This window comes from Paraglaciecola sp. MB-3u-78 (genome assembly GCF_002835935.1).
GTDB lineage: Bacteria > Pseudomonadota > Gammaproteobacteria > Enterobacterales > Alteromonadaceae > Paraglaciecola.
In genome coordinates this window covers 225818-252172 of record NZ_PJCF01000005.1, presented here as the reverse complement: position 1 = coordinate 252172, position 26355 = coordinate 225818, and the positions used below count along the sequence as shown (strand labels likewise).

22 protein-coding genes and 1 tRNA gene are annotated in these 26355 nt (G+C 41.0%); 5 read left to right on the top strand and 18 right to left on the bottom strand.

Annotated features, from left to right (window positions below; translation table 11 throughout):
• Positions 1 to 148: 148 nt before the first annotated feature.
• The 10 genes from pglZ to CXF95_RS12130 all read right to left on the bottom strand — a co-directional run bounded on the left by pglZ (position 149) and on the right by CXF95_RS12130 (position 10773).
• Complete coding sequence (pglZ, locus tag CXF95_RS12175) at positions 149 to 2872, bottom strand: BREX-1 system phosphatase PglZ type A (protein ID WP_101198958.1); 2724 nt, start codon at positions 2870 to 2872, stop codon at positions 149 to 151.
• Positions 2872 to 4206, bottom strand: a complete 1335-nt coding sequence (locus CXF95_RS12170) for a DEAD/DEAH box helicase (protein ID WP_101198957.1) — start codon at positions 4204 to 4206, stop codon at positions 2872 to 2874. The genes pglZ and CXF95_RS12170 overlap by 1 nt, the downstream gene beginning before the upstream one ends.
• On the bottom strand, positions 4206 to 4667 hold the full coding sequence (locus tag CXF95_RS12165; protein ID WP_101198956.1) for a hypothetical protein: 462 nt from the start codon (positions 4665 to 4667) through the stop codon (positions 4206 to 4208). Before CXF95_RS12165 ends, CXF95_RS12170 begins: the two co-directional genes overlap by 1 nt.
• Before the next feature lie 152 nt (positions 4668 to 4819).
• Positions 4820 to 5326, bottom strand: coding sequence for a preprotein translocase subunit SecB (locus tag CXF95_RS12160; protein ID WP_101198955.1), 507 nt, complete (start codon positions 5324 to 5326; stop codon positions 4820 to 4822).
• A complete protein-coding gene (locus tag CXF95_RS12155) occupies positions 5319 to 5828 on the bottom strand; it encodes a toxin-antitoxin system HicB family antitoxin (RefSeq protein WP_101198954.1) in 510 nt (169 codons plus the stop codon). Before CXF95_RS12155 ends, CXF95_RS12160 begins: the two co-directional genes overlap by 8 nt.
• 19 nt (positions 5829 to 5847) lie before the next feature.
• Positions 5848 to 6132, bottom strand: coding sequence for a type II toxin-antitoxin system HicA family toxin (locus CXF95_RS12150; RefSeq protein WP_101198953.1), 285 nt, complete (start codon positions 6130 to 6132; stop codon positions 5848 to 5850).
• A 70-nt stretch (positions 6133 to 6202) separates the two neighbouring features.
• Positions 6203 to 7870 carry a BREX-1 system adenine-specific DNA-methyltransferase PglX gene (pglX, locus tag CXF95_RS12145; RefSeq protein ID WP_101198952.1) on the bottom strand — a complete coding sequence of 556 codons (1668 nt, stop codon included), beginning with the start codon at positions 7868 to 7870 and terminating at the stop codon, positions 6203 to 6205.
• Between the two features lie 44 nt (positions 7871 to 7914).
• The gene (gene istB / locus CXF95_RS12140) at positions 7915 to 8679 is read right to left on the bottom strand and encodes an IS21-like element helper ATPase IstB (RefSeq protein WP_101198951.1); all 765 of its coding nucleotides are present in this window, start codon (positions 8677 to 8679) and stop codon (positions 7915 to 7917) included.
• Between the two features lie 19 nt (positions 8680 to 8698).
• Complete coding sequence (gene istA / locus CXF95_RS12135; protein ID WP_101198950.1) at positions 8699 to 10243, bottom strand: IS21 family transposase; 1545 nt, start codon at positions 10241 to 10243, stop codon at positions 8699 to 8701.
• Positions 10244 to 10407: 164 nt separating this feature from the next.
• On the bottom strand, positions 10408 to 10773 hold the full coding sequence (locus CXF95_RS12130) for a hypothetical protein (RefSeq protein ID WP_101198949.1): 366 nt from the start codon (positions 10771 to 10773) through the stop codon (positions 10408 to 10410).
• Here CXF95_RS12130 and CXF95_RS12125 point away from each other — a divergent pair.
• From CXF95_RS12125 to CXF95_RS12115, 3 genes are read left to right on the top strand one after another with little or no spacing between them, the layout of a single operon-like run.
• Positions 10772 to 11074: a hypothetical protein gene (locus CXF95_RS12125; protein WP_101197783.1), complete on the top strand. Its 303-nt coding sequence runs from the start codon at positions 10772 to 10774 to the stop codon at positions 11072 to 11074. The genes CXF95_RS12130 and CXF95_RS12125 overlap by 2 nt on opposite strands.
• Positions 11071 to 11436 carry an IS66 family insertion sequence element accessory protein TnpB gene (gene tnpB / locus CXF95_RS12120; protein WP_101197784.1) on the top strand — a complete coding sequence of 122 codons (366 nt, stop codon included), beginning with the start codon at positions 11071 to 11073 and terminating at the stop codon, positions 11434 to 11436. Before CXF95_RS12125 ends, tnpB begins: the two co-directional genes overlap by 4 nt.
• Before the next feature lie 35 nt (positions 11437 to 11471).
• Positions 11472 to 13088, top strand: a complete 1617-nt coding sequence (locus tag CXF95_RS12115) for an IS66 family transposase (RefSeq protein WP_101197785.1) — start codon at positions 11472 to 11474, stop codon at positions 13086 to 13088.
• Here the strand turns inward: CXF95_RS12115 and pglX (CXF95_RS12110) are convergent.
• Positions 13075 to 14991, bottom strand: a complete 1917-nt coding sequence (gene pglX / locus CXF95_RS12110; protein ID WP_101198948.1) for a BREX-1 system adenine-specific DNA-methyltransferase PglX — start codon at positions 14989 to 14991, stop codon at positions 13075 to 13077. The two genes, CXF95_RS12115 and pglX (CXF95_RS12110), sit on opposite strands and share 14 nt — an antisense overlap.
• Positions 14992 to 15009: 18 nt before the next feature.
• Positions 15010 to 18735, bottom strand: a complete 3726-nt coding sequence (brxC, locus tag CXF95_RS12105; protein ID WP_232787809.1) for a BREX system P-loop protein BrxC — start codon at positions 18733 to 18735, stop codon at positions 15010 to 15012.
• A 77-nt stretch (positions 18736 to 18812) separates the two neighbouring features.
• Between brxC and CXF95_RS12100 the strand changes: the two genes are divergently transcribed.
• Positions 18813 to 20234 (top strand): IS66 family transposase, encoded by a 1422-nt coding sequence (locus CXF95_RS12100; RefSeq protein WP_101197251.1) that lies wholly within the window; start codon positions 18813 to 18815, stop codon positions 20232 to 20234.
• A gap of 132 nt (positions 20235 to 20366) precedes the next feature.
• Here CXF95_RS12100 and CXF95_RS12095 read toward each other — a convergent pair whose 3' ends face one another.
• The 5 genes from CXF95_RS12095 to CXF95_RS12070 all read right to left on the bottom strand — a co-directional run bounded on the left by CXF95_RS12095 (position 20367) and on the right by CXF95_RS12070 (position 24148).
• Positions 20367 to 20900, bottom strand: a complete 534-nt coding sequence (locus tag CXF95_RS12095) for a DUF1788 domain-containing protein (protein ID WP_232787808.1) — start codon at positions 20898 to 20900, stop codon at positions 20367 to 20369.
• A 72-nt stretch (positions 20901 to 20972) separates the two neighbouring features.
• Positions 20973 to 21587 carry a DUF1819 family protein gene (locus CXF95_RS12090; RefSeq protein WP_232787807.1) on the bottom strand — a complete coding sequence of 205 codons (615 nt, stop codon included), beginning with the start codon at positions 21585 to 21587 and terminating at the stop codon, positions 20973 to 20975.
• A 1-nt stretch (position 21588) separates the two neighbouring features.
• Positions 21589 to 22509: a WYL domain-containing protein gene (locus CXF95_RS12085; RefSeq protein ID WP_101198947.1), complete on the bottom strand. Its 921-nt coding sequence runs from the start codon at positions 22507 to 22509 to the stop codon at positions 21589 to 21591.
• A 988-nt stretch (positions 22510 to 23497) separates the two neighbouring features.
• Positions 23498 to 23860, bottom strand: coding sequence for a winged helix-turn-helix domain-containing protein (locus CXF95_RS12075; protein WP_101198946.1), 363 nt, complete (start codon positions 23858 to 23860; stop codon positions 23498 to 23500).
• A gap of 114 nt (positions 23861 to 23974) precedes the next feature.
• A complete protein-coding gene (locus CXF95_RS12070) occupies positions 23975 to 24148 on the bottom strand; it encodes a helix-turn-helix transcriptional regulator (protein ID WP_232787847.1) in 174 nt (57 codons plus the stop codon).
• A 304-nt stretch (positions 24149 to 24452) separates the two neighbouring features.
• On the opposite strand from CXF95_RS12070, the gene CXF95_RS12065 reads away from it, so the two are divergent.
• The gene (locus CXF95_RS12065; RefSeq protein ID WP_101198944.1) at positions 24453 to 25625 is read left to right on the top strand and encodes a site-specific integrase; all 1173 of its coding nucleotides are present in this window, start codon (positions 24453 to 24455) and stop codon (positions 25623 to 25625) included.
• Positions 25626 to 26023: 398 nt separating this feature from the next.
• Here the strand turns inward: CXF95_RS12065 and CXF95_RS12060 are convergent.
• Positions 26024 to 26100, bottom strand: a tRNA-Arg gene (locus tag CXF95_RS12060).
• Positions 26101 to 26355 lie beyond the last annotated feature (255 nt).

Below are 26355 nucleotides of genomic sequence, written 5' to 3'. Positions count from 1 at the left end.
GTAGTGGCTCTATTATTTGCTCAGCTTCATCAAGCTGCGCAGCTTGCTCATCGTCATGAAGGTGAACATGCACATCAACACTGACGTTCTTATTATTGTTCGAGTCTTCGTCATTTATTTCATTCTCGTCGTTCACAACCACATACCCCTAAAAAAAATCATCTTCAAATGCTAAATCGATAGTCACTGAATGACTCGTTTTTGTTTTGCTTTCAGTGTCTTCCATTATCAATTTGTAACTTATTGTGCGGTCAAAACCACTACCTTCTATTTTGATTTGTATGTTGCGTTTACGCTCTTCCATTTTGTCGGAAGACGAATCGAACAATACTTTTTCACTGGCACTCACCTTATTGCCATCAGGATCTTCAATCCAGATGGCCAGCTCACGCGCTTTATACTTTTCACCTATCGGATCAGCTTGCAAGAATTGGATGCGGTCAATATTCGATACGATCTTCACTGGGCTCTTCAGTGGCACTACACCCACTTTCTGTTTAGTTTGTTTTTGTTTTACAGTTGAATGAATTGCCCTTAAATGCATGACCGGAACACACACTTCCTGGGGCATGATACCGCCATGAATAAACTTAGCACCGCCAACAAAATGGAATCTATTGCTACCTCGCGGTACTATAAACTCAGCATCTGAATCTGGGGCAACATTAGCCGTGTTGGACATTTTTCCAACCCAATAGCTATCGCCCTTAGGCAAGTTTTCACCAATTAAATAACGTTTCTTTGAAAGCCTAGTACCTGCGGGTTTTGATTTTAATTCGGTTTTATCCGTTGCTGTTACATCACTTTGATTAAACAAAAATCCATGATCTGCGGTTAAAATAACACGGCCACCTTTTAACTTATCAAAAATCCGTATAATGAGTTTATCAATTTCATTTATGGCGTCTCGCGTAGCTAAGAACGCCTCATTCTCAGTAGCACCATCATCACCAATAGCGTCAATTTTATTATGGTAAATGTAAATTGCAGTTGAATCTTGGGCCAAATCTCTATACTGCTGATTTGTCCATTTCATCACGTCGTCGTAAGTACAGGCTATACCGCCGTGTCCCTGGAGTATTTTATTGCGATTCTCAGTCCCGTGAACAGATAAACCATCAAGCTTATACTCGACATTTTTGTTTAGGTGAGCAGTAAACTTTGTGTGTGGCAACAACGCAGCCATACCCGCCTGGGTGTAGGATGGCACAACGCCCAACTGTGATTTTAATTCTGATTTATAGCGGTTACGGTTATTAATTGAATCATGAATTTCTTTAGCACATTCATATCTAAATGCATCTGAAATAATAACAAAAACGCGCTTAACACTGCCCTGCCTAAGCACCGTTTTAACTTCACTATTGTAAAAATCGTATTGATTATTTATGGATGGCAGTTTCCAGTTTTCGAGTAAAGACTCATTATCGACTAACTTACCCCAAGCAATGGCAAAGTCATGTAAGAACCAGTCAACATATAAGCTTTCTATATCATCAACCAAGCCAGTTAATTTTAATATATCTGAGCCATTCTGAGATGCCCTCAAAGCATTTTCTGAAAATACGCGATATGAGGTATCAAACCGGTATATCTCATCCTCATAGGCTTTATAAAGGGTACTGGCACGATCAAAGTTTTTAGCACCTAGGGAGCTAAAGCCATCAGCGTATTTATCTTTTAGTTCATAAAATTGCTTAGCTGATTTCAGCGCTCTATAAATTGCGGCATATTTTTCATATTGGTAACACCAATGGCACCGCAGCCTAATAGACACCCAATCAGCAATATCATTCGAATGGTAAGCGGGTAAATCTCTAGCCAACAACTTAAGCACCGCCTCCTCTGCATCAGCAAAGGTTTCAACATGAAGTAAATGTTCAGGCTGTGTAAACTCAGCTAACTTATTCTTTATTTCTAACTCGTATGCAACATCGCTGGCAATTTGATTATACGATTCTGAAAGCGTTCTACTCTCACGCCATACTTTTACAAAGTTAATGACCGCTGCTCTCTTAGCCGCAGTATTGCCAACGATTTCCTGTATCTCTTTTGGCAATTTTTCACTTATGTCCCTATCAAGCGCAATGGGTAATATATGTGCAGACAAACTCAGAGCAAAATTAGACTGGGCTATATTGGCACCCGATGATTGCAAACCATGATAACAGTCAGTCACCAAAAGCTTAGTAACAAGGTCTTTTAACGTGGGTTTGCTATTGTCTTCTAGCCAAAGACCAAGCCCAATATAGCCTAAGTCTTCAATGGCACATTGCCAAAATACTGTGTCTAAGCCGAACTTTTCAAACTCATCGAACAATTCCTTAGATTTTTCAACAGACTCGTTATAACGACTAATCAACTCATGTAAAACTGCGTTAAAACTAACAGTTTCAACTTTTACCAAAGTCGCTATCATCGTAAGCTCTAAAACATCTTTGTCCGCGTTGTTAGGTAATAATTTTTTTAGTTTGGAATAACGCTGTTTATTGCCAAAGAATTTTTTGTAACGGCCAACTAACTGGCGAAACTCCATCCTCATGCCTAGCTCACTTAAAATCATCGAGCTGGAATCGGCATAAAACTGCTGAGCATATAAGCGGATATCGAACAACCAGTCTCTTGTGGGTTCATTAACCGCTTTATTACTATAAAGTAAAAACTGCTGCTGTGGCTCTAACAGCTCAATACGTTGTTTAACCTCAAAATGAGACTCATCATCAAGGGCGATTACATTAATACCTAATAAATTCAATTCAGCAGCAATTTCAGGCAACGGTTCCTGAAACTCTATGTCTTCGTCCTGCCAAAATACCAAACGGCTCTTTTCAAATTTGGCTAGGATGCCTTGTTTTATTTGTTCTATATTCATTATTGATAAAAACCCATATTCTCTTCTAACGCTACCCCGCACACTTCACAGTATTTAGCGTACCTATCGTTAGGTGAATTACATTCATAACATACACTTACATCATCTTCATGTCTTAACGTTTCTGTACACGCGTCGCATTCCAACTGGTATACCGAAGCTATGGTTTCGCAAGTAGGGCATACAATTATCAGAGATTTCTCATCATGGTAAAATCTGGACTCCATGATTGGTCCAATACGCTCTATCACACCGAAACGTTGTATGTTTTCTCCATAGTCTAATAGCAATGTTTCGGACTTTGATTTATGCAGTCGCAAGCCCCGTCCCAGAATTTGCAAAAACAGACCAGGGCTAAGAGTGGGTCTTGCCATCACAATACAAGATAACCTTGGAGCATCCCAACCTGTGGTCAAGGTCGCAACGTTAATTAACCCGTTTTGCTCACCAACCTCAAAGTCATTCAACCACTGTTTACGCAATGTTTTTTCTGTTTTGGCAGTAATAAGCGGAAAATCAAACCCAAATATTTTTAACACGTCGGCAAATATTTCTGCTTGCTGCACTGAGCTGGCATAAAATACTGTGGGTAGAGATGCATTGGTTTTATTAAGCCAGTCTTGCACTATGCCTGTAACCACTGATTCTATAGCGGTTACTGCTTGCAACTCAGTTTGCACAAAGTCCTGCTCTGTTCTTCTAACTTTACTGGTATCCACTACGGCTTTGAAGTCAGTTACCACTGCCCGCAACGGACATAAATATCCAGTACTTTGCAATTCATCAATCCGCTTTTGGTAGATCAGTTTTTTAAATAGTTGATTGTCATCATCGCCGTAAATATTGCCTGATTTTGTTCTAAATGGCGTAGCAGTAAAACCAAGTAAAAATGGCTTTTTACCGTGGAGCTGAATTGTACTTATGATGAACTGATAACGGGTTGTGAGTTCGGGGGATATTAGATGCGCCTCATCGACAATAACAATATCCCAGTCTGCGAATTCACCAATTTCTTTAATGATAGAATCTCGACTGGCGGAAGTGACCTGCTTAATTTCTTTTCGCTTAAGTCCTGCGCAATATATGCCTACATTGGCTTCTGGCCATACCGTTATTAACTTTTCTGCGTTTTGCTCAACTATTTCCTGAGTATGTCCCAGAATCAATACTTTCGTTTCAGGTTTAATTAACAATGCTTCTCGGATAAATTCGGCAAAAACAACCGTTTTACCACTTGCAGTTGGCAACACGCAAAGCCCAGCGTTTAGATTATTTAGCAACCAAAAGTTGATTAACTCAGAAACAGTTTCTTGCTGATAGGGACGTAATTCCATTACTTTATCCTGCGCAAGTTGACTAACTCACCATGTACTTTCCAAAAATCGGCGGTTTTAAACATGCCAAAGAGTTTTATTTGATTTGAATACATGTGTTCAAATACGTACCAATTAACATTCTTGAACTTTAACTTTTGAATATCAGCATGGCCTGCAACATTTCTAATATGATAAAAATAACTCTTTAAAATGTTGTTCTTGGCATTGTGTAAGTGGATGGTATTTTTACTATCAGTAGAGACATTCAGATTTATATTATCGAAAGCTGCTTTAGTTTCATCTAAAGTGGCATGCGCATGAAGTTCAAATGAATATTGTTCTTTTAGTCGGCGAAAGGTTTTACCTACACGTATATTAAAAGTCTGATTTAGCAGGTCGCCATTTTCCCAAAGCAATATAAGCCGCTCATAAAAATCTGCCAATTCTTTGCGCGAAAATTGTTGTGGGTTTGAGTTCAAACTACTTCACCGCCACGCCGTGGATTTTTTTCACATCTGCCAGAAGATTGCCGAATTTGCCGTAATTGATGTTTACACCCTCGTAGAGATTGCGGGTAATGTCTTTTTCGTTATTTACACGAAATTAGACACGTTTCATATGGAAACTGAGACTATTCAGGAGTTTGTTTTGTGTCAACTTCACTCTTACGTTTTTTAATCTTAATTTGACGAGTTGGTAATGGAACTTTCGGGAGGTTAAATCTACTGCACATATTGGCCAAATATTCTCGCCAATATGGCCAAACATGGTAACTTACATTTTCAAGGGCAAAAACTTTTAGACCATCTGGGTTAACATCCTCTCTAGTCATCAGATACTCAGCACAGAAAGTGGCTTCAATTTGAGCCTTCATTTCGTCTTCTTCATTGTCATCAGCTTTAACAAACCGACAACCAACCAGTAAATTGACTCTAAAATATTGCCTCGAATCTCCATTTTCTTCTACAGTGAGAACTTCCGAAGTTTTAATCTGGTGCATGAACTTAAAGCGCACGTCATCTATATCTGAGCGCTTCGGGTCCCAATCATCAGCGCATGAGGCATTAGTGCTCTTAATATAAATATCATTAAACACCAAGCTATCTTTGACTGTTTGAAAATCTGGATCATCAACCATATGCAAGTTTATTCCCCTCATCTTCAGTTATATCAATACGTCTAAGGTCTACCACGTTCGATTTCGATTTACTTACTATTCGCAACGAATCGCTTGAATATTGGCTTCCGAGAGCATAATCGTTTTTCTCTAGCTTAGTTGTCTTAGCCGCAAAATGGTCACCCAAACACATAGACAAACAGTTAACCAACAAATGATTCAAACTCACTTCTTCAAAGTCAGCCCAACCAGCAAATGAAGCATGCATTGACTTCGGCATCCGTAATGTCACTCTGCCACTGAAATTTTGTTCTTCGATCATAGGTGAAGGCATGACTTTACCTTGCTCTTGCATTAGCTCAGCAGTAGTTTCAATTGAATCTAATGCTAATTGATAAGCCTCTTCAAATGTTTCAGCATATTCAGCAACGTCTGGCAATTCTCTAATTTTTGCTTCAAAAAAGGTTTCTCCATCAAAATCACCTTTTCTTACTGTAATATTGTATAAACTTGCATCTACCATTTTTTTATCCCTTTTGAGATCACTCAAGATATTCAATCAATTCTTTTTCATACTTTTCAAGTATTTTTATTATTTGCTTTATATACGGGCGCTTGATCTCAGGGTTTTTTCCATGATCACAATTAAACGCACCTGAAGTAAAATCTTCGATATGACGATGAGTGAATACTTTATGTCCACCTCTTTTACCGTCTTTAACGGTAAAGCCTAATGACTCTAGGTGCTTTTTAACCTCAATACAACGCATTGAGGCACCCGCTCCTTTAAGAGCCTGTATTACATCATCATACAAAACATTACTCATGTGACACCATATATAGTGTCAAAGTTCCAAGAATGCAAATTGTACTGACATAAAGCATATTTGCAATCATTTACTTCACCGCCACGCCGTGGATGTTTTTTACGTCGGCGAGTAAGTTGCCGAATTTGCCGTAATTAACTTTTACGCCGTCGTCGAGGTCTAGGCTGATACGTTTTTCGGCGTGGTGTTTGAGTTGCTCGTCGAAGGTGCGTAGTTCGGCTTGTTTTTTCTCCAGGTCTTTAAGGGCTTTTTCGGCAAGGCGTTTTTGTTCGGTACTGCCTTCGAGAATCTGTTGTTGTAGGCTGCTGTGATGGTGCTCGTATTTACCCATGAGTGGTGTGACGTATTCGGTACGCATACGGGATAAGGTGCCCTCGTTGTAGCGGTGTAAATACACTAAACATTCAAAGGCTTTTTCTTTACCTGAGCTAAACAGCCAATAGATTGGTCGTTTTTTGTAGGTTTTGCAGTGGTCTTTGAAAAACTGGGTAGAGAAGTAACGGCGGATGGTGTCCATTGCTCCTTCGCCCTTCTTGGGATTTAAGGCATGTAAACGCAGGCTTTCAGCGACAAACGTTAAGTTCTCACTCAGATTTTCTGCTCCCCAAACGGTCTTTACAAACTCGCTGAAGCGAGTGGTGGCATCGTCGTCAAAAAGCCAGTCTTCTGAAGCTAAAGGAATAATACCATCGTCGTCAGCAGGAAAAGTTTGGTAAGCGCCTTCAACAACCAGCTCTTTAAAGCCTTCGTTACCTGCATGGGCGTAGACTAACCCTTCTCGGTCAAGTGAGTAGCGGGCCATCATGCAACCGATTGAGTAACTTACTAATTCCCTGTTTAGGTCAGATTTAAATTTTTCAATTATCAGTGAATTTAGCTCATTAGATTTATATCGATAAAGAGGGTTTGCATTAATTGTAATATCCGATAGATTCACTTTTTCGTTAAACGCAGCTTCCAGACCATAATGCGTTAATAATTCTCTGTTATTTGCTGATTCATACTGACTCATCTTTTCAGTAAGTTCTATACAATCATCTATATAAGAATGAATAATTAACTTTAATTTTGAGTTTTTTTGATTCGTTAAAAAATTTTCTTTAAAATCCCACGACAATTCTGAGTTATCCCAATCTTTCTTACTAAGCTTTATTAGTTCATTGCTTCGCTCAACAATTCCTTTATGTGAAATCGGGGTGTAATTAATTATTGGAGTTTTTGCAATGTCACCTGGTTGAAGGGATACAGAAGGTGCTAATTCTGCAATAATTTCCGAAACAATTACTGAGTTCAAAATAGAAGAAATAAATATCAGATGCTCTTCACAGTCAACTCTTATACTTGCACCTTTGTTATCAAATATGAATCCATGTCCATATTTTCTAAATCCTGGTGATTTACTTGTACTGACAGTGGACCAAGTTATACCTGGCTGGAAATACATATTTTCATTTGCTACAACTGAGTGCTTTATAGCTTTAATTTCTTGCCCATTATTTTCCCAATTAACGACGGATTCATTTAAGCCATACCACTTACGGTTACCCCCTCCCTTGTTGTATGGTGCCCACATAGACTGGTTATGAACAAATTCGTCAACATCGGAACAATCTAAAGCAATCTTCCTTCTAGTTAACTCCCACCAAGATCTTACAAATCTATCATTATTTGTTGTGGTATTGCCTTGTCTTGGGTGATAAATATGCGTAATAACATGAAACCGATCGGTCAATAACATTGAAGACGATCACTTTTTTGTCTTCCAGTAGAACTCAGTAAAATCTAACTTGTGTGATCGGCTTCAGTCAAGGAATTTAGTTTTTTTCGCATGGATTCGCCTTTTAATTCTAACTTAATTGCCCCGTGAACAAGCCGATCTAGGATCGCATCTGCATGTGTGGATTCACCGATCATATCGTACCAATTTTCTATTGGTAATTGACTCGCAATCAGTGTGGATTTTGTGTCATACCTCGCATCAATTAACTCAAGTAAATCACTGCGTTGTTGCGGCGTTAATGGCTCTAATCCCCAATCATCTAAGATCAGTAAATTTGCTGACGTGAGTTTGTTAATCAATTTTCGATAACTGCCATCCGCTTGTGCCATAAACATCTTTTCAAGCAATTCTTTGAGCCTGAAGTAGTAAACGTTTTCTCCCTGCTGGCAGTGGTTATGACCCAACGCACAAGCAAGATAGGTTTTACCGCAACCTGTTGCCCCTGTGATCAGTATGTTTTGATGAAGACGAAGCCATTCACCTTGTGCTAATGAGCGGATCTGCGTTTTGTTTAACTGCCTCGACGCACCATAATCCAACTGGGCTAATATCCCGTTCACTCTAAATTTGGCTTGGCGGGTCAGTCGATCTATTTTACGTTGATCTCGCTGGGTTATTTCATGGTCAAGCAATAAACATAACCGCTCTTCGAAGCTTTGTTCGACGTATAGATTGGGTTGTTCACTTTGTTGTGATAACGCATCACGTATGCCGCTTAGCTTTAGCGTGGCTAATTGAGTATTGATTTGTTGCGTCACTGATTGCATGTTGTTTCCTTAGGTTTTATTAGTGGTAATAATGATTGCCACGGATATTTTGATGGTCGATCTCACTTAGAAGATCCAGTTGTTTTTCCGGTAGAGGTTGGCTATCTAAACCTTTTTCTAAGATAGTTTTCACTTGGTTTACTCGCGTAACACCTGTTGCTAAAGCTCTGTAGCAGGCAGCTTCAAGTCGTTTGTCTGTGAACTTTTTTCCTAAACTCAATACGCCCATACAGGCACGGTAACTTTGCTCGGGGTGTTTTTTGGTTTGCATGAGTTGAATGACAAATTGCTCGGTTGATTTTCCGAATTTTCTTGCCCAACTTTCAAATCGTTCGGGGGTCCATTGCTGCTGTTTTTGATGGGCGATTGGCATATGGATATCCAGGGTGCTGTGACCTCCCACGCGGTATGATCTTGGATGAACGGCCACTTGTACCCCTTGATGATAAAGTGTGACCAGTTGCCCCGTAGCATGTGCTTCTAGCTTTTTCTTGATCAAGGCGTGTGGCACCGAGTAGTAATGTTTTTCAATCTCGATGTGATAATCAATATGCACTTTGACCTGTTTCACTAAGGTGTAGCGATAAGGTTGTGACGGCAAAGGTTTCAGTGCGGGTTTATCTATCGCTTCAAATTGGGATAGCCTTGAGCCTGGATGCTTTTTCATTTGCCTTTGATTCAAATCGGTTAAAAGTGTCTGTATTTTTAGATTTAACTGTCGCAAGCTAAAAAAGCTTTCCTTGCGAAGTCGCGCCATTATCCAACGTTCAACGATTTGAACACCCACCTCAGCTTTCGATTTATCCTTGGGTTTATAAGGTCTGGCAGGCACGATAACGGTATCGTAATGGGCGGCGAGTTGTTGGTAGGTTGGGTTCAGATCCGGCTCGTAACGACACGCTTTTGTCACGGCACTTTTTAAGTTATCTGGGATGACCAATTCAGGTACGCCACCCAGAAATTCAAAGCATCGTGCATGACTCATCACCCAGTCTTCGAGTTTTTGGCTAAACGTAGCCTCTGCAAAGGTGTAGTTAGATGCGCCCATGACTGCCACAAAAACCTGTGCTGTGCGGCATTCACCCGTTGTTGAGTCCACAATATTCATAGTGGGTCCACAATAATCAACAAACAGTTTTTCACCTGCTTTATGGTTTTGACGCATGGACGGTTTTTGACATGTTAGCCATGTTTTATATAGACGACAGAAGTGGTTGTAGCTGTAAAAACCTTCTGGATACCGCTCACCATATTCTTCCCACAATAACTGCAATGTCATCGTTTTCGGCCTCAGCTCTTGCTGGACGACAGACCAATTAGGGATGATGTAGCCCTTGCTCTTAGGTTTGGTTGTGAAGAATGCTCGTTGAAGCGTCTCATCATTCCATTTTTCATCAAGCGGCCAGCTAGTGATCCCAAGAGAGGTGGCACGAATGGCATAAATAGACACGATTGACGCTGAAATAGATAAGCTTTTGGCTATTTTTCGATGGCTGAGCAAACAGCCGTATTTGAGTCTTAAAATCTCTTTTAACTTACGCATTGAAATAGGTGCCATTGGCATAGTTATTCTCACCATCAAAAATGAAAAGAATAACGGTTAAAAACACCTACTGGAAAGACAAAAAAGAGTAAAAGTTGGGCAATAACATTAAGCCGGTCACTCAATAACATTTTAACCATAAAGTGATCGGCTTCGATGTTATTGAGTGATCGGGATGGATGTTATTAGGTGATCGGCATCAATGTTATTAGGTGATCGGGTTGGATGTTAATATGCAAAATATTTTTAAGAGAATTATTCTCACTGAAAATTTTTGGGATTTCGTTTGAAAACCAGTATGACAATGGAAATCCTGGGATTTTTTTAAAATCACTCTGTGCTGCTTCATCAAACTTATTCAATTTATTAACTAGAGAATCCCTCTTTTCCTCTTCGTTCCCTTTAGTTAGTCGGAAAAAAACCGGTTTATAAGTATCAATATGCGCCTTGTTTAGCACCCACGCTGTAAGCGCCAAATAAACCCACGGTCTTATTTTACCATTACCGCTGGTGCATAATTTCGTCACTGAAATCAAGTGAGGAAATGACATGTCAAAACAACCCATCATCTTTTGGCAGCAACACGTAAGCCAATGGAAGGATTCAGCATTAACACAAACGCAGTATTGTAAAAAGCATCAACTAAACCCGCAGCGACTAAGTCACCATAAGCGTAGATTAGAAACGCAAGAAACAGCACCGGTCAAAACGGGTTTCATTGCATTGCCTATTCCAGAGTATTTACCCAAGCCAGAATTATTAACGCTGCACTTCGCCAATGGCCTGTCGTTATCGGGTATTGCGCCCAATAATATCGATGTGGTGAAACAGCTAACGGCGGCATTGTCATGACAAGTGCGATGCGCCCGTGCATGTCGCTTACGCATATTTATCTATATCCGCAGGCAATTGACTTCCGTAAGTCATTTCGAGGCATTAGCGCCATTGTCGAATGTGAGTTGGGTCACAACCCTTTTTCGGGTCACTTGTATGTGTTCACCAATAAACGGCGCACTAAAATCAAATGTCTGTTCTGGGAAAACAATGGTTTCGTGCTGTATTACAAAAGCCTAGAGGAAGATAGATTCATTTGGCCGAGGTGTGAAAAGGAGGTGATAACACTCAACGGCCAGCAAATAAACTGGCTACTTGATGGTCTTGATATTAGTGCCATGAAGGGCCATAAAAAGTTGCATTTCGACAGTGTTTTTTAGGGCTTTTTAGCCTCAAGTTTAGTATAATATCGGGCATGAAATTACCGCCCAACACCCATAAAAACAAGGCTTTTAGCGACACCGATACCATGTCAAGGTTGCAAGCTATGCTGTCTGAAAAAGACGGGGTGATTGGGGAAAAAGAAACACTGATTGCAGAGCAAAGTGACATCATCGAAAAGAAGTCTGATGTCATCGATTCACTTAAAAAGCGCGTTGAGTTACTCGAAGAGTATTTACGCTTATCTAATAGCAAACGCTTTGGCAGCAGCTCTGAACAAACCCCGCCAGAGCAAGGTAACTTGTTCAACGAAGCCGAAGCGACCAGTGAGCCAGAACAAACTGAGCCTGAGTTACCGACCACAAGCGAGCCTAAAGCCAAAACCGGTCGCAAACCCTTTGCTAAAAACCTACCACGCACCCAAGTGTTTGCGTATTTGTCAGATACTGAAAAAGAAGGCGCAATCAATACCTTCTTTGTGAAAGTCAGAGAAGAGCTAGATATTATCCCTGCCAAAGTACAGGTACTAGAGTACATGCAGGAAAAGGCGGTGTTTAAAGACGAACAAGGCACAACCACCATGAAAGCGGCTGAGGTCATTAAACACCCTGTACCCAAAGCCATGGGCAGTATCAACTTAATGACCTACATCATTATTGCTAAATACGCCGATGGCATGCCGCTTTATCGATTAGAGGGGATTATCGAACGATACGGGGGCAGCATATCAAGAACAACACTCGCCAACTATGTCATTGCGCTAGGCAAACAAATCCAACCCTTAATTAACTTATTAAGGGAGACTCAGCATGCCGGCTCACTCATTATGGCGGATGAAACCCGCATTCAGGTATTAAAAGAGCCAGGGCTTGCGCCCACGGGCGATAAATTTATGTGGGTGACACTCGGCGGTAAAGCCGACCAACAAAGCGTGCTGTTTGACTATGACCCATCGCGTGCTCGCCATGTGCCTATGCGCTTGCTACATGGATTTACTCATGGCTACCTGCAAACCGACGGTTATGCAGGTTACAACGAAGTGTGCCGCAAAAACCAGCTCATTCAATTAGGCTGTATGGATCACGCTCGCCGCAAATTCATCGAGGCACAGCAATCACAACCTAAAGGGAAAAAAATAAAAGCCAGCAAAGCCGACATGGCCTTGAGCCTGATTAACAAGCTCTATGGGATTGAGCGCACCATCAAACATGCTAGCAATGAGAAAAGACTGGCCGTTCGCCAAGCTAAGAGCATGCCGATATTAAACACACTGCAGGCATGGCTCACGGCAAACAAACCGCGCGTGGCCACCGACAGTTTAACTGGCAAGGCCATGACCTACTTGCATAATCAGTGGGATAAACTCACTGTGTATTGCACAGATGGGCAGCTTCGCATCAGTAACATTATGGCTGAAAACGCCATTCGCCCTTTTGCCGTTGGGAGGCGTGCATGGTTATTCGCCGACACACCTGCTGGCGCAAACGCCAGTGCCGCACATTACAGCTTGATTGAAACCGCTCGGTTACATGGCATTGAGCCATACGCATATCTCAATACTATATTCAAAGCGATACCCTATGCGGAAACGGTGGAAGATTTTGAAGCGTTATTGCCGTGGAACTATAAGCGCAGTATTACGACTGTTTGATACGTGGGTTGATTAGCCGCTTACCCCACGCTGAAGTTTGAACCACTTCGCCTGATATTTGTCCAAAAGCTCTTGCTCCTAAATGTGCCATTGTGACAAAGGTTTTAGTCGCTAGTAACCATTCTCGAAGTACTTCATAGCTTGAAAGAAACATCCAGGATTGCATATTAACCTGAGCGTTGTAGCCATTGTCATGCAGCAAGCCAAATGCTCTTTCCATAAACATCGCAAATAGATCTGACTTTGAATTAGGAAACTGCTTCTTAGCAAATTCCTTAAGATCTGCATTCATGCCCTTACCACCCATATAAGGCGGATTTGCGATCACGGCATCATATTGTTGGGCAAGCAAAATGGCCTGGTTCACAATGGGCATTAACGCTACAGCAGCATGTTTAGCCGCTGGGTCTGATCCTTGCATTTTCTCGGTTAAAATTTTCAGTAGGTTTTTTAGTCGGTCTAATTTTTTTTGTTCAATCTGGATCAACGAACCCAGGGTTTTGGCCTGTAGAAAGGATGTTTTGAGGTAATTAAATAATTGCAGATAGTCTGCATAGATCCCCGCCTGTGCGGGAATGACGTCGGTTGGTTCATCAAATAATCCACCTGTAGTACCCGTTTGTTGTATGCCCTCTAAATCCAGAGCAGCCCAGAGCTTGTCTATGTCCAGACCTTCGCTTGATTGCAGTGAATACACATTAAGATGCACGTCACCGTCTTGCACCCGCTGAAAAATGCGCCTGTCATCTTCACGGGCTTTCATCATGAGGGCAAAGCCAGCAAGCTGTGCTGCGCGGTCGTCAATATCTAGGCCGTAGATGTTTTTGGTGAGGATCAGCTCCGGTACTTCCCGTAAGCGATAGCCCCTTTCAAGGTAGATTTCCCGCAAAACCTCGTAGACTTCCACTAATATATGGCCTGAGCCTGCGGCTGGGTCTAGCACTTTGATTTGCTCTGGATCGATGCTGCTTGGGGTAATGGCTTTAAGTTGTGCTATGACCTCTGCACTTTGCTCGGCAGGCTCAATGTAGTATTCCATTTTGCCTTTAAGCTCGGACTCCGGATAGGTAGCTAACCATTGTCTGCCCACAGAGTTCTGTACCAGGTATTTGACTATCCAGTTGGGGGTAAAAAGCTGAGTCGCGGCGGGGATATCTTCAGACTTAACCACCTTGCCGATAACCGCATCTTTATGTTCGGAGATATAAAACTGATATAACCAACCGATTACTTCAATTTCCTGCCAGTCTTCTTCTGGGATCTCGTTGACTAAACCTTTTAAGATGGAGTCAGTTTTGGTGAGGTTGTCTGGTAAGAGCAACTCAGTAGCATCATCAATCGCCTCAAACATGAAAGGCATGATGTTGTATAAATAATGGCACTGGCCTAGTAACAACTCGCGGTATAACTCTTCTTCTTTGTTACCCGCTAATTGAAGTTCAATAATATGGTTTTTATCCAAATACTTTTGCCCATTTGAAGCGCCATTGGGATCTAAGATATCGACGACATCCGAGGCATGGTCGAGTATTTCAGGCAGGCTGTCAGGGCTATTGGGATTAGAGAGCACACGAAAGCCATGCTCTAAATAGTCATGCAATTCCATGTAGCGAATAGCGGCTAAACGGTTAAACCAGGTGTAGGCCATTTCACGAATAAATAGGTTATACCGCTCTTTATGAGTGGCTAAAGGCTTCTCTTCAATCTTCTGTGCAAGGCGTTTACGTTGCTCACCTTGTTTTTTGGTGAAGGCACGGCCTTCGATGATGGCTGCCCCCCCTTCGACCTGTACTTCTGCAAATCTGTCTTCATAAATACCCAATTGAGCAGCACGCTGTTTTATCGCTTCAATAAATTGACGACGTGCTTTTGGTGCGTAGGCTTTTAAATTTTTAGTGTTCATATACTTCTACTTCCCTGTTTATTTGATACGCACTTTATTGTTGCTGTTAACCAATGAGACCAGCCTGTTTTTTAGCGCTGTCAGGTAGTTATCTATATCGTGTTCTGTTTCGATAAGACCTGCGCTGTTAACCTCGCGCATAATACTTGAGGTATCAATTGATACGATCTTTTTAGGAGGGGGCTGCGGTGCGGGCTCTGCTACTTTTAGAGGTTTGCTTGTAGTCGGTACGTAAGCGGCATTGCCTTGTTCGCTAGGTTGCGCTGCTGTTTGAGTGGCTGCATGAGCTGCTTTTTGAGCGTCCTCTTTGGCTTTTTTCTCAAATAATGCTTGCTGCTCTTCAATGTACTTATTGATAAGATCGTGGGCATCGTCTTCCAGATTGATAGAGTCTGCTTGCTCTTGCAGGATTTCAGCAATACCTGTTAAACCATCAATACCTTGCAAGGCCAACTGCAATGGCCGCAGCGCTTTATTACTTAATTCACTGGGTACATTTGCTTCCTGAATTTGTTGTTTTACTTGCTCAATGCGATGTTCGATGCGTGATTTAGCATGAGCACGCTTGTCAGATAACAGTGATTCATTTACCTTAGCCACTTTTTCAATGGTGGGTTCGATATCTCGGATATCGCGATACGGTCGTTCATTGTTGTAGATGCTTGCTAACTTCTGCAAAGCCTGTAGTGCGTTGGCATCCTTTTCCAGGGCGTTGCGGTTACGGTCAAAGTCTATGGTTAAGGCTTTATGCAGCTTTTGCCAAGTTGAGAATTGTGTTTCGTAGAAGTTATCTAAGTCTTGATAGTCTTCTTCAAAATCAAGCAAGTCGTTGTCACTTGCTAAAAACTGTTCAATAAACTGAAAGCTAGAGGGTAATTCAGTTAAGCCTGCTAACAATACAATGCCTTGCTCTATGTCTTTACCTCCAGGGTATTTGCCCGTCGACGCTTTATTCGCAAAGGCATCAAGTTTGGCTTTCATGTTGATTAGGTTTTCTTGAGCGATATTAAACAGTTCTTTCTCACTATCTGGTGCATTTTTACCGAAGAAGTCCTTGAATAACTTGGCCGCCCGTTTTAGGTTAGCTTCTGATTGCTGCTTAATACGCCTGACCCGCATTTCGGCACGTTTGCGCACTTGTATTAGATTATCGTAAGCACTTCTAAGCACGACATCTTGCTGGCGCATTTGAAAGCTGATTTTATTGGATAACGCCAAACGCGACATGATTAGCAGTATTTCATCATCGTTCCAACCGAAAGGACGTTTAGAAAAACGTTTAACGATGTCTTCAGCAGTAACTGGGCGGCTGGTGTCATCAGCTAGGGTTATATGCTTTTCAACTTCTAGCGAAGCTAATGGGTTCACTTCTTCGGCATTAAGATCCAAGCCGATTTGCGCTATGTCATCGGCGATAAGGGTATTTTGGATTTCTCGGCGAATATCACCTGGGAAGGGTTTCACTAATTTGAGCTTGCTAAAGGTATTTTCGATAACGTACTTGTAGGTTTCATCTAAAATATGGCTAATTGCGCTACCTCTGGGGTTTTGCTCTGAGCCTAAGGCATAAAATTCAGCCTCTTTTAATAACGCTTCAACCGCATCTTTAATGCGGCCATTACGTTTTTGGTTTTCAGATCCCTTTTGGTTTAATAGCTGTTGCTGCTCTGGTCTGTTACCACTGGTACGTTTTAAGAATTTGTCGGTTTTAATAAAGGAGCGGATCTCTTCAAATACCTTAGAGGTATCCGCAAGTTTTATGATGATTGACCCATTACTTTCTTGAGAATGATTCGCGCAAACAGCCTTGTTATATTCACTGTAGTTGGGGTCGATGGGTGAAATGATTTTAACCACAAGATCATTCTCTTGTGAGCCGTCCCTTGGAATACCATTACAGAAACGACTTACCGGAAAATCTTGATTGTTTTCTTTGTAGCGATAGATGTTTTGTCTACGCAGGATCTCATCAAATATGATGTTGCTTAGTTTGTTGGTTTCATCAGATAGCTCTATTTCAGTTTCTCTGATCTCGTTTTCAATTTCTTTTTCTTCGTTGGTTAAGAAGATGTATTCATCACCCTGGCGGGCAATTAACAAGTTTTGCTCTAATGAATTAATCGCAGTTTCGATGTTATGACGCAGCGCTAGGCGGTCTTCATCTACTTTGCTCACACATAGGGTAACGAGGTTATCCAATGTTGATTTGATCGCGTCTACATAACGGATCAAGAACAGGGTTTTTAATAAATCGACTGCAAAATCTGATATTGATTCTTTATCAGCCGCTTCTAGTATGTCGCGCTTAACGGCGGTATCCAGAAAGTTTTCAATGGAGTGGTAAAAATAATGTAGGGGTACTAAAACACCGACTTTTTGATTACTGATTATTTGCGCTGCTGATTGGAAGGCGTCTAGCAATGAGCGCTCTCCTCTTGCCATGTGCATGCCTGCGGCACCAGATTTACTCAGCCCTTCAAATATCTTTTGAACCAAGGTGTAGTGATACGGCACAAAGGGGTAACTATGGATAAAACTGGTTGCGTCTTTATAGTTTGCCATCTCTGCTGTTGTAGTTGAGTCGAAAGCTAATTGATTACGCAGAATATCGCCTTTTTCATCGTACAGTTTTGAGAGTAACTCTCGTGCAGGTAGTTGTTTTTCGAGCAAACGCTTTTCGATGACTTCACTGGTATTTGAGCTTGAAAGAGATAAACGTTCAAAGCGAGCCTGGATTTTAGAGAAATCATGGCTTTTTGAACCCGACATGTGACCTAACACCACATCGATATCTTCTTGAGAAGTCACCACCACCCAGGCACGGCCTTCACAAATCGTCCCTAAGTTTTCAGTGATTGTTTGTAACTTCAACATCATCTGGGTGTTTTTGCCAATAAACTGCCCTACTTCATCAACAAAGAATAAAACGCGGCGGTCTTGGCTAACATCTAAATATTCTTTTACCCATTTACAAAAATTCGCAATGTCGAGGGTAAAGTTGTTTTCGAGTTGCTCAACCCACTGCCGCGCTGAGTCTGTTGATTGCGCTGTTACTTTAGCCAGGGCTTCGGTCATGTCATCACGATAGAAGTCGTATGAATCACGGTTTTCTAACCAACTCATGCCTGCCAGTGATTCAAATGTCTGATGGAATTGTTCTAATACACCTTTGCTTTTAAGTTCTCGTTCTAAGTGAGCGATATGCGGGTGATCGCCACTAAAGCCCATTTGCTCGTTAAATACCTTGAGGAATACTTTTAAGATGGCGTCGTCACCATCGTCGGTGTTGGCACGGCTATCAATGTTGAACAGAATAACGGTATTTTCTTTGGTGATGGCGGTGTCGATTTCACCAATGAGAAAACCGTCTTGAATTTTGTCCTTAAAGAAATCGATAGCTTTTCTGTCTACCGTGCCATTTTTAGCCTCAATATTTTGCAAAAGATAAGAAAGAATTTTGATGAAATGTGATTTACCTGAGCCGAAGAAACCACTTACCCAGATACCTAACTTGCCAGAGGCTGCTTTTGCTTTTGGATCGCGTACCGAGGGCATGTAGCAATCAAAAAACTTTTCGAAATGCGTAAACAGCTCTTTAGTGACCACGTATTCATCAAGCTCGGTGAAAACTACATCGTCTTCTCGTTGGTCTGCCTTAACTACTCCATTAATTTTACGTTCGATATCTTTATTAAAGAGTTCGTAACTACTCAGCACATAATCTAGTTTATTTTTAACGATCAAAAATTAAAAAATGATCGACTTGCTTGATCATTTCTAAGCGTTATCATACTGTTTTATTTCGATAATTACGTGGCTAAATGAAAGTAAGCGGCATTGATATTGAGTCGAATATCAATAACATTAAAGCACAAATTGAAGCGGACAATACATTGTCACCTTCAATGCGTACTGCTATGGATTTATTGCTTCTTATTGTCACGTTACTCTGTCAACGGCTTGGGCTTAACAGTAATAACAGCAGTATACCGCCCTCGTCCGATCAAAATAGAAAGAAAAATTCAAAAGGCAACAGTACTAAAAAATCAGGTGGACAAAAGGGGCATAAAGGCACAACGCTACCACTTGATGACAACCCTGACATCACACATAAATTAATCGTTGATAGCACACTTTTACCGCCCGGTAACTATACTGATATGGGTGAAGAGGTGCGGCAAGTGGTCGATATTGAGTTTAAGCGTGTCGTCACTGAATATCGCGCACAAATACTTGAGAATGAGTTAGGTCAACGCTTCGTTGCCCCATTTCCCCAAGACGTTAATAGCCGTATTCAATATGGTATTGGGTTAAAAGCTCATGCGGTTTACCTGTCCCAATATCAATTACTGCCTTATGAGCGCATTCGTGAGTATTTCACTGACCAGCTTAATATACCTTTGAGCAGCGGCAGTCTTTTCAACTTTATCAATACCGCTTTTACCAAACTGGAAGAGACGCAAGCATTAGATATTATCAAAGCGAACTTGAGAAAAGAAAAGACATTACATACCGATGAAACTGGCATCAATATCAACGGAAAAAGACAATGGCTACATAACGCTTCGTCTCTGGATTGGACGTATTTATCAGCCCATGAAAAACGAGGCCATGATGCCATGGATGAGATTGACATATTACCCCAGTTCAACGGTGTGATGTGCCATGACCATTGGAAACCTTATTATCGTTATGAGTGCCTACATTCATTATGCAATGCGCATCACCTGCGAGAATTAACTCGAGCGTATGAGCAAGATAATCAAGCTTGGGCTGAGGAAATACGGGTGTTTTTAGTTAAGCTCAATCAAGAGGTAGATAAGGCTGGCGGGTTACTCAGTGTTGAAAGACAAGACACCTTGCGACGTCACTATCAAGCGATTTTAAAGGCAGGAGAAAAAGAAAGTCCTGCGCCGATACCAGTGAAAGGTAAGCGAGGACGGCCTAAAAGAACTCAATCACGTAACCTACTTGAGCGATTACAAAACTATGAAAGCGATGTACTTAGATTCATGACGGATGAGGCAGTGCCATTCACTAATAATCAGGGCGAAAATGATTTGAGGATGGCAAAGGTTCAACAAAAGATATCGGGATGTTTTAGAAGTGCTAACGGAGCCAAAATGTTTTTTGGATTACGTAGCTATCTGTCGAGCTGCAAAAAACAAGGGATCAGTGGGTCCACGGCATTAACGTTATTATTAAATGGCATGCTGCCTAATATCTTTATACCCGCTGAGTAGTTACAAGAGTTCTTTGATTTGCATTTCATTTTGCATACTGCTTTGCATAACTAACTTCCCTAGTGATCCATTGTATTGTGCAGACTTATAGGTCCTGCCACTCTATTTTTTAACGCTATTTAAAATTGTTTCTTATGGTACGAGCTTAAAAGCTCGGTAATAATTGTTTGAGTCTATTTCTCCAAATGGCTTGAGTGTTAAACCATCATATTCGCCTGGATAAAATAGTACCGTAGGCACGCTGCCCACTTTTGCATGCAGCGCATTTAGTAAGCCATGTCCACGGATGATAGGCCATGCGCTACCTAAACCGTGTACTAAAATAAATTCGCTGTTCTCTAAATTGGCTTTTTTCGCAATAAATTCTGCCACTCTATTTTGTTCCAACGGCCCTTTAAGGGCGTTAAAAAGCGCATCGTCACCACGCTCCTTTTGTACCTTAAATGCACGCTCTGTCAGTTTTCGTGAATCGAGTATTTCAATGACTATTTCAAATAAATTTATATCGGCAAAGGTTTTGCCACGTTTCTTCATTTTGTCAGTCATAAAGGTAAGGTGTTCCCTTACTTCTAGCTCTGACTCTGCTGGATAGTCAAATACATAGAACCCTATTTCATTGCCAAGCCCTTGGTTTTTAAGAAAGTCTGGGCTTTCTATTTTCGGCATGATTTGATCCAGGCGGATTCTTAGTTCTTTATTCGTAGCGGTATTGGTCATGGTGTCTGAAGTCATCCTTGATTAAACCTCCATAGCCGCGATGATATCGTCACGGTTCAACGTTGTTAGAAATGATCTAACTTCAGGCAACAAATAAACATTTTGAAGTTTTTTATTGCGTGTTGTTTCGATGTAACCCGCATCAGCCAATACCTTAAAGCCTACCTGGGATATTTTATAAGTTGAAGAGTCCGTCATTTGAGAAAGCTCTGGAAACAACCTTGAACGCTCAGCCCAAAATGACTGCCAATCGGTACTGTCGATACTTTCACGAAACATATGTTTGGCATCTATAAACACGCTACGCATAAAGTCAGCTAGCAAGGTTGAGTTTATTAATGTTGCCGCAAACATCATTTGAGTTGAAAGCTCTGTACTACCAAAAGCGATCTGCTCGATAAACTCATCACTTAAGACTTCCAAACGTTTTTTAATAGTTGATGCATTGCGTTTTGCTGAGGCGTCGGAACGTTTCTGCAATATGTTTTGATTGACGATATGATCTAACCACTCTTCTTGGGTGGGTTTCTTCAATAAAAGCTCAGCTATGATCTGACTCTCACGGATCATCAAACTACCGCCGATAAGATCGCCTAAATACGCTTTGTAATTTTTTAAACTGGCTTGCGGTATCAAACTACCCTTCCTCTACTTCTAATTTTGATTTTGATTTATATCCAGGTGCTATAGCCAAATTCTCTGCACCAAACAGGGTTTGCTGATTGCGCAGCCAAAGCTGGTATTCGCCGCCTATTAAGCTGGCATCATCGGTGCAGTCCACGTTCCAGCGTCTTAACAAATAACCGGCCAAAGCGGCCCTGACGTTCAAATTCAACACGCCATCACTCATGCCATAATCCATCTCGATGGCAGTGGGAAACTGAACATTGTTAGGGTGTGGTATCAGTTGCAGTGGCATCATTCTCTGCCATTGATGATCTTCGAATTTGTCTTCATGTTGTTTTGGCGCGTTGTCGTCACTGTCGTTTAGAATTTTTACCTTGCAGATACGAGTAAGTACAAAGTCGCGAAACGAAGATGATTTACGATCAAATGCCCTAACATGCCAGCGCAGACCGTTATCAACAATACTGTGCGGCACCAGCTCACGACTGGCTGAACCACTGCTTAAGGAGGTATAAATAACACTAACCGATTTATTATTGAGTATGGCCTGCACCAGACGGGCGACGATAAAAATGTCTGGCACGTTAAGCTGACTGGGCGCTTCTACGGGAAACTGTATATCGCCAATAGCATCAAAACCATCACTGATATTATTGGCTAATTTGACCAGAGTTTTACGGGCGTCATGTTCAAACAAGGGGCTAAAGAGCTTGCTTTGGCGATAGAGCTTGCCGGGATTATCAAACTCACAGTTATCTGCTGCCAATTCTCGATACAGCGCAATATCTCGCGTTGCATTGGCCATACCCATTTCAAATTTATTGGTTAAGTCACCACGGGAAAATGAACCTTTAAACAACAATAAAAAGTCGATAAAAGCCAAGCGGCGTTTTTGGGCAAAGTTGAGTTGTTGTAGTTTGTTATTCTGCATACTTCCCTATCTACTGCGACTGCGACATCTAACGTTAACTTCAAAACATAATCATTTTGATTAGCGGATAATTTACGACTCATGGACCTCGTTGTCAATTACAAACATGTTTGTTTAATAGGACTTGTTTTCGCTTATACCCTAACCTTACCCACTATTGGATAGTCAAGACCAATTCAAAGTATGATACATTTTTGTTTCTGAAAGAGCCGACTTTATGCGGTCAACATTAGGTACAACATAATAGTATAATATTTTCTAACTATATATTCGTGCTGCCAAACTTCAGTGCCTGAAATTTTCGCCCGCAGTATGAGACTTTAATTGTCAATCTACATTCCCTCGGTTTTTCCTAATTTGGCTACAATACCTTTGGCCGAATTTATGGCACCAGTTTCTGATGGTTTCGTAGCTGACGTAAATACCTCTTGCTGCCAGCAATTCTTCGATGTCACAGAAGCTAAGTATAAATCTACGATAAAACCACACGGTCTGACTGATAATTTGGGGTTGATAGCGATATCCAGCATGAATATAAAATTTTCATGCTCTGATTATCGTACGTTTCTGAGTCTGCTCGTTAACTTGGCAGTACCCTTATGCAGATGATGCGAATAGACATCAATTTAGTTGCGGCCGATCCCAGAACACATCAAGTGGTCATCCAAAATATGGATGCGGTAAAGCAGTAGTTGTTTAGATGATGGGCGACTTATTAACAAGGAGTGCCTATCGATGCAGTTAAGAGTTGCTTGTGTTCTCACCAATGAGGAGGACGCTATTCTGAATAACCTTGGTTTAAAAAATAAAATGCCCACAAATTGGGATAATAAAGATCCATTAGCGAGATATCACTATGCAGACATTAGGATTATAAAAAAGGACTCTCTTTTAACCTAATTAATGGCACACATTCATATCCGAGCGGGCACTTAAAAGAGGATGCAATATATGAATGTCCCTCATACTCGGATATAAAAACTAATTGTCACGTTGTTAATATTCTGGTGATCCAACTAAAGCCCAATCGATGAAGCAGTTTATATACCGCGTTAGGATGGTAATTTATTTGAAATTGCTCAGAGATATAGGCTCGAATGGCTTTACCGGTTAAGCGACCTCCTTTCGTACTACGACTTTGCTTATCAATATAATCTGATAGTTGTTCCCGCTGTTTTATAGACAAAGGGCAAGGCTGTCCTTTGGCTTTTTTGGCTTCCAACGCTGGCAAGCCATCTGATAAATAATTGGCCACCCATTTATTGACACTACACCTACTGACTTTGAGGATACGAGAAATTCGAACTCGATTTTCACCCTCGAGAAAATGAGAAATAGCCGATTGCAGCAAAAAGGATTGATAATTTTATATTGCAGCGCTTGTTTGAACACGCCTATTTAAGTTTTTAATTCAACATTATCTCCGCAATCTAAAGCCAATAACATTTATTGAAATCTCCTGTTGTTAATCAGTAATTTCCAAAAAGTCACTGACATCACACTCCAAATACTTACAAAGTATTTCAAGCGTCTCAAAATCAATGCGAGAAGTTGTTTCATGGAAAAGCCGGTTCACCGTGCTTCTATTGATTCCAGTGTCTCTAACAACATCTGAGATCTTAAGTCGCTTTGCGCCCATAAGCGTGGATAAGCTACATTTTATCATTTATAAGAACCATAATGAGCCTCTAGAGAGTCAAAAAAACTTGACAATCACCTCTTGATTATAATATTGTGTCTCTAGGGAATCAAAAACACTCTTTTAAGTAGTAGGGGATTATGTATGAATCAAGCTTATTTGACAACCTCCGTATCGTCCAAGGGAATAAAATCTGGCACTCGCACAATTGGCGAGCGTCCTGGAGATCCAGTCTTTCTAAAAGACATGCGAAAATTTTCAATGCAAGTCATCGGGATGCAAATGACTAGTGGAGGACTAAGTCATGGCTAGCATTGGAGTAAGGCAAGACACGGGGAAACTGTACTTTAATTTTTGTTTTAGAAATGTACGATGTCGAGAACAAAGTGACCTAAAAGAATCTCCGGCAAATCGTAAGCGGATGCAAGTCGCTTTAGACAAAATTCAGGCTGAAATACTGCTAGGGCAATTTGATTATGCCTCTACATTCCCTAATAGCCCAATGCTTAAAAAAATTGAGGGTATTGCCAAAGCTACGGCTAACTTCTCTGAGCAAGTTCCTTTAGTAAAGGATTTTTGCGAACTATGGTTTGAAGAAAACAAAGTCCAATGGCGGAAGGGTTATACGGTGTCTGTCACCCATATAATTCAAAACAGAATTATTCCATTTTTTGGGGATATCCAGATTGATAAAGTGACGAAACAGCAAGTTCTCGCTTTTCGCACTTATATTTGCAGCTTAAAGAAAAGAAATGGTGATCCTTTAGCTCCGGCACATGTTAACAAACATATGAAGCTTTTACGTGCAGTGCTTACAGAAGCGGCCGAACGCTTTGGTTTTATTTCCTCTTATAGAGGAATAAAGCCATTAAAAGTACCGAAAACCGATATAAAGCCGTTTAGACCCGATGAAATCAATCTGATTTTACAGAATTGCCGTGAAGATTTTAGGGATTATTTTCTTATCCGCTTTTTCACTGGAATGCGCACTGGTGAAGTAGATGGTTTAAAATGGAAGTACGTTGACTTTGAAAACCGTAAAATTAAGATCCGTGAAACTATAGTTGAAGGGGAAACCAACTATACAAAAAATGATTTCAGTCAGCGTGATATTCAAATGAGCCAACCGGTTTATGAAGCATTTTTACGAATGAAATTAAGAACGAGCAACTATGTTTACGTGTTCATTAATCAAGAAGGCAATCCGCTGAGTCATAATGGTGTAACAAAGCGCGTTTGGTACCCATTACTTCGTTCTGTTAATCTAGAAAAGCGTAATCCCTATCAGATGAGGCATACGGCAGCTACCTTATGGTTGGAATCAGGAGAAAGCCCTGAGTGGATAGCGAATCAGATGGGTCATGCAAATACTGAAATGCTTTTTCGAGTTTATTCTCGATATGTACCAAACCTAACTAGACAAGACGGGTCAGCTGCAAATCGCATGTTTTCAAATGTAATCGGAGACGTGAATTAAGTTAAGTGTCCAATAAAAACCATTTAGAGTTTTAGTATTTGAGGGGCGAGTTATGATGTAAATTCACACTAACACAAAGCTGAAAACATTTTTTAACGAGCTGACTCTTTAAATCGCTCGTAAGCCGGAATGTTAAAAAAATCACTGTCATCATCAGTCAGGGATTTTTTTACCTGTTCTTTGTGATTTTTGCGTTCTTCATAGGTTCAGGCCGAAACTAACGCTCCTAAGCGGCTACGTCTATTAGTCTATTTGAAAATGAAAAAGACTATGGTTCAGTCGTTATTGGTAAGAGATAAAAAGTGTACTAAATAAGATGGATAATTTTTAATTTGGACACGACATAGCCACGAATTATATTTAGTTAGTGCTTACTACCAATTAAAGCCATTGAAGTATGGTGCACCCGGCGCGATTCGAACGCGCGACCCTCGGCTTCGGAGGCCGATACTCTATCCAACTGAGCTACGGGTGCATATAAAATCTAGTCAGCCTTTAAAGGCTGCGCTGTATCTAACTGAGCTATGGGTTCCGTCAGTCTATTTAGCTGCATCACTACGTCTGACTGATCAACTCGACAAAAATGTGGAGTTGGGTGCTCATCATCGTGGAGACATATTAGCTAGTCTACATTAGACGCCACATTTACAACACCCAATCAGCTTGATTAAGCGAGCGGTGATTCTAATGAATTATGCCGCTTTTACCACTTTTATTTGGTTTTATTCTG

Excerpts from the sequence above, each read along its gene's own strand:
- pglZ (WP_101198958.1), bottom strand. The coding sequence starts at position 2,872 with ATGAATATAGAACAAATAAAACAAGGCATCCTAGCCAAATTTGAAAAG.
- CXF95_RS12170 (WP_101198957.1), bottom strand. The coding sequence starts at position 4,206 with ATGGAATTACGTCCCTATCAGCAAGAAACTGTTTCTGAGTTAATCAAC.
- CXF95_RS12160 (WP_101198955.1), bottom strand. The coding sequence starts at position 5,326 with ATGGTTGATGATCCAGATTTTCAAACAGTCAAAGATAGCTTGGTGTTT.
- CXF95_RS12155 (WP_101198954.1), bottom strand. The coding sequence starts at position 5,828 with ATGGTAGATGCAAGTTTATACAATATTACAGTAAGAAAAGGTGATTTT.
- CXF95_RS12150 (WP_101198953.1), bottom strand. The coding sequence starts at position 6,132 with ATGAGTAATGTTTTGTATGATGATGTAATACAGGCTCTTAAAGGAGCG.
- pglX (WP_101198952.1), bottom strand. The coding sequence starts at position 7,870 with ATGTTATTGACCGATCGGTTTCATGTTATTACGCATATTTATCACCCA.
- istB (WP_101198951.1), bottom strand. The coding sequence starts at position 8,679 with ATGCAATCAGTGACGCAACAAATCAATACTCAATTAGCCACGCTAAAG.
- istA (WP_101198950.1), bottom strand. The coding sequence starts at position 10,243 with ATGCCAATGGCACCTATTTCAATGCGTAAGTTAAAAGAGATTTTAAGA.
- CXF95_RS12125 (WP_101197783.1), top strand. The coding sequence starts at position 10,772 with ATGTCAAAACAACCCATCATCTTTTGGCAGCAACACGTAAGCCAATGG.
- CXF95_RS12130 (WP_101198949.1), bottom strand. The coding sequence starts at position 10,773 with ATGTCATTTCCTCACTTGATTTCAGTGACGAAATTATGCACCAGCGGT.
- tnpB (WP_101197784.1), top strand. The coding sequence starts at position 11,071 with ATGACAAGTGCGATGCGCCCGTGCATGTCGCTTACGCATATTTATCTA.
- CXF95_RS12115 (WP_101197785.1), top strand. The coding sequence starts at position 11,472 with ATGAAATTACCGCCCAACACCCATAAAAACAAGGCTTTTAGCGACACC.
- pglX (WP_101198948.1), bottom strand. The coding sequence starts at position 14,991 with ATGAACACTAAAAATTTAAAAGCCTACGCACCAAAAGCACGTCGTCAA.
- CXF95_RS12100 (WP_101197251.1), top strand. The coding sequence starts at position 18,813 with ATGAAAGTAAGCGGCATTGATATTGAGTCGAATATCAATAACATTAAA.
- CXF95_RS12095 (WP_232787808.1), bottom strand. The coding sequence starts at position 20,900 with ATGCCGAAAATAGAAAGCCCAGACTTTCTTAAAAACCAAGGGCTTGGC.
- CXF95_RS12085 (WP_101198947.1), bottom strand. The coding sequence starts at position 22,509 with ATGCAGAATAACAAACTACAACAACTCAACTTTGCCCAAAAACGCCGC.
- CXF95_RS12070 (WP_232787847.1), bottom strand. The coding sequence starts at position 24,148 with ATGGGCGCAAAGCGACTTAAGATCTCAGATGTTGTTAGAGACACTGGA.
- CXF95_RS12065 (WP_101198944.1), top strand. The coding sequence starts at position 24,453 with ATGGCTAGCATTGGAGTAAGGCAAGACACGGGGAAACTGTACTTTAAT.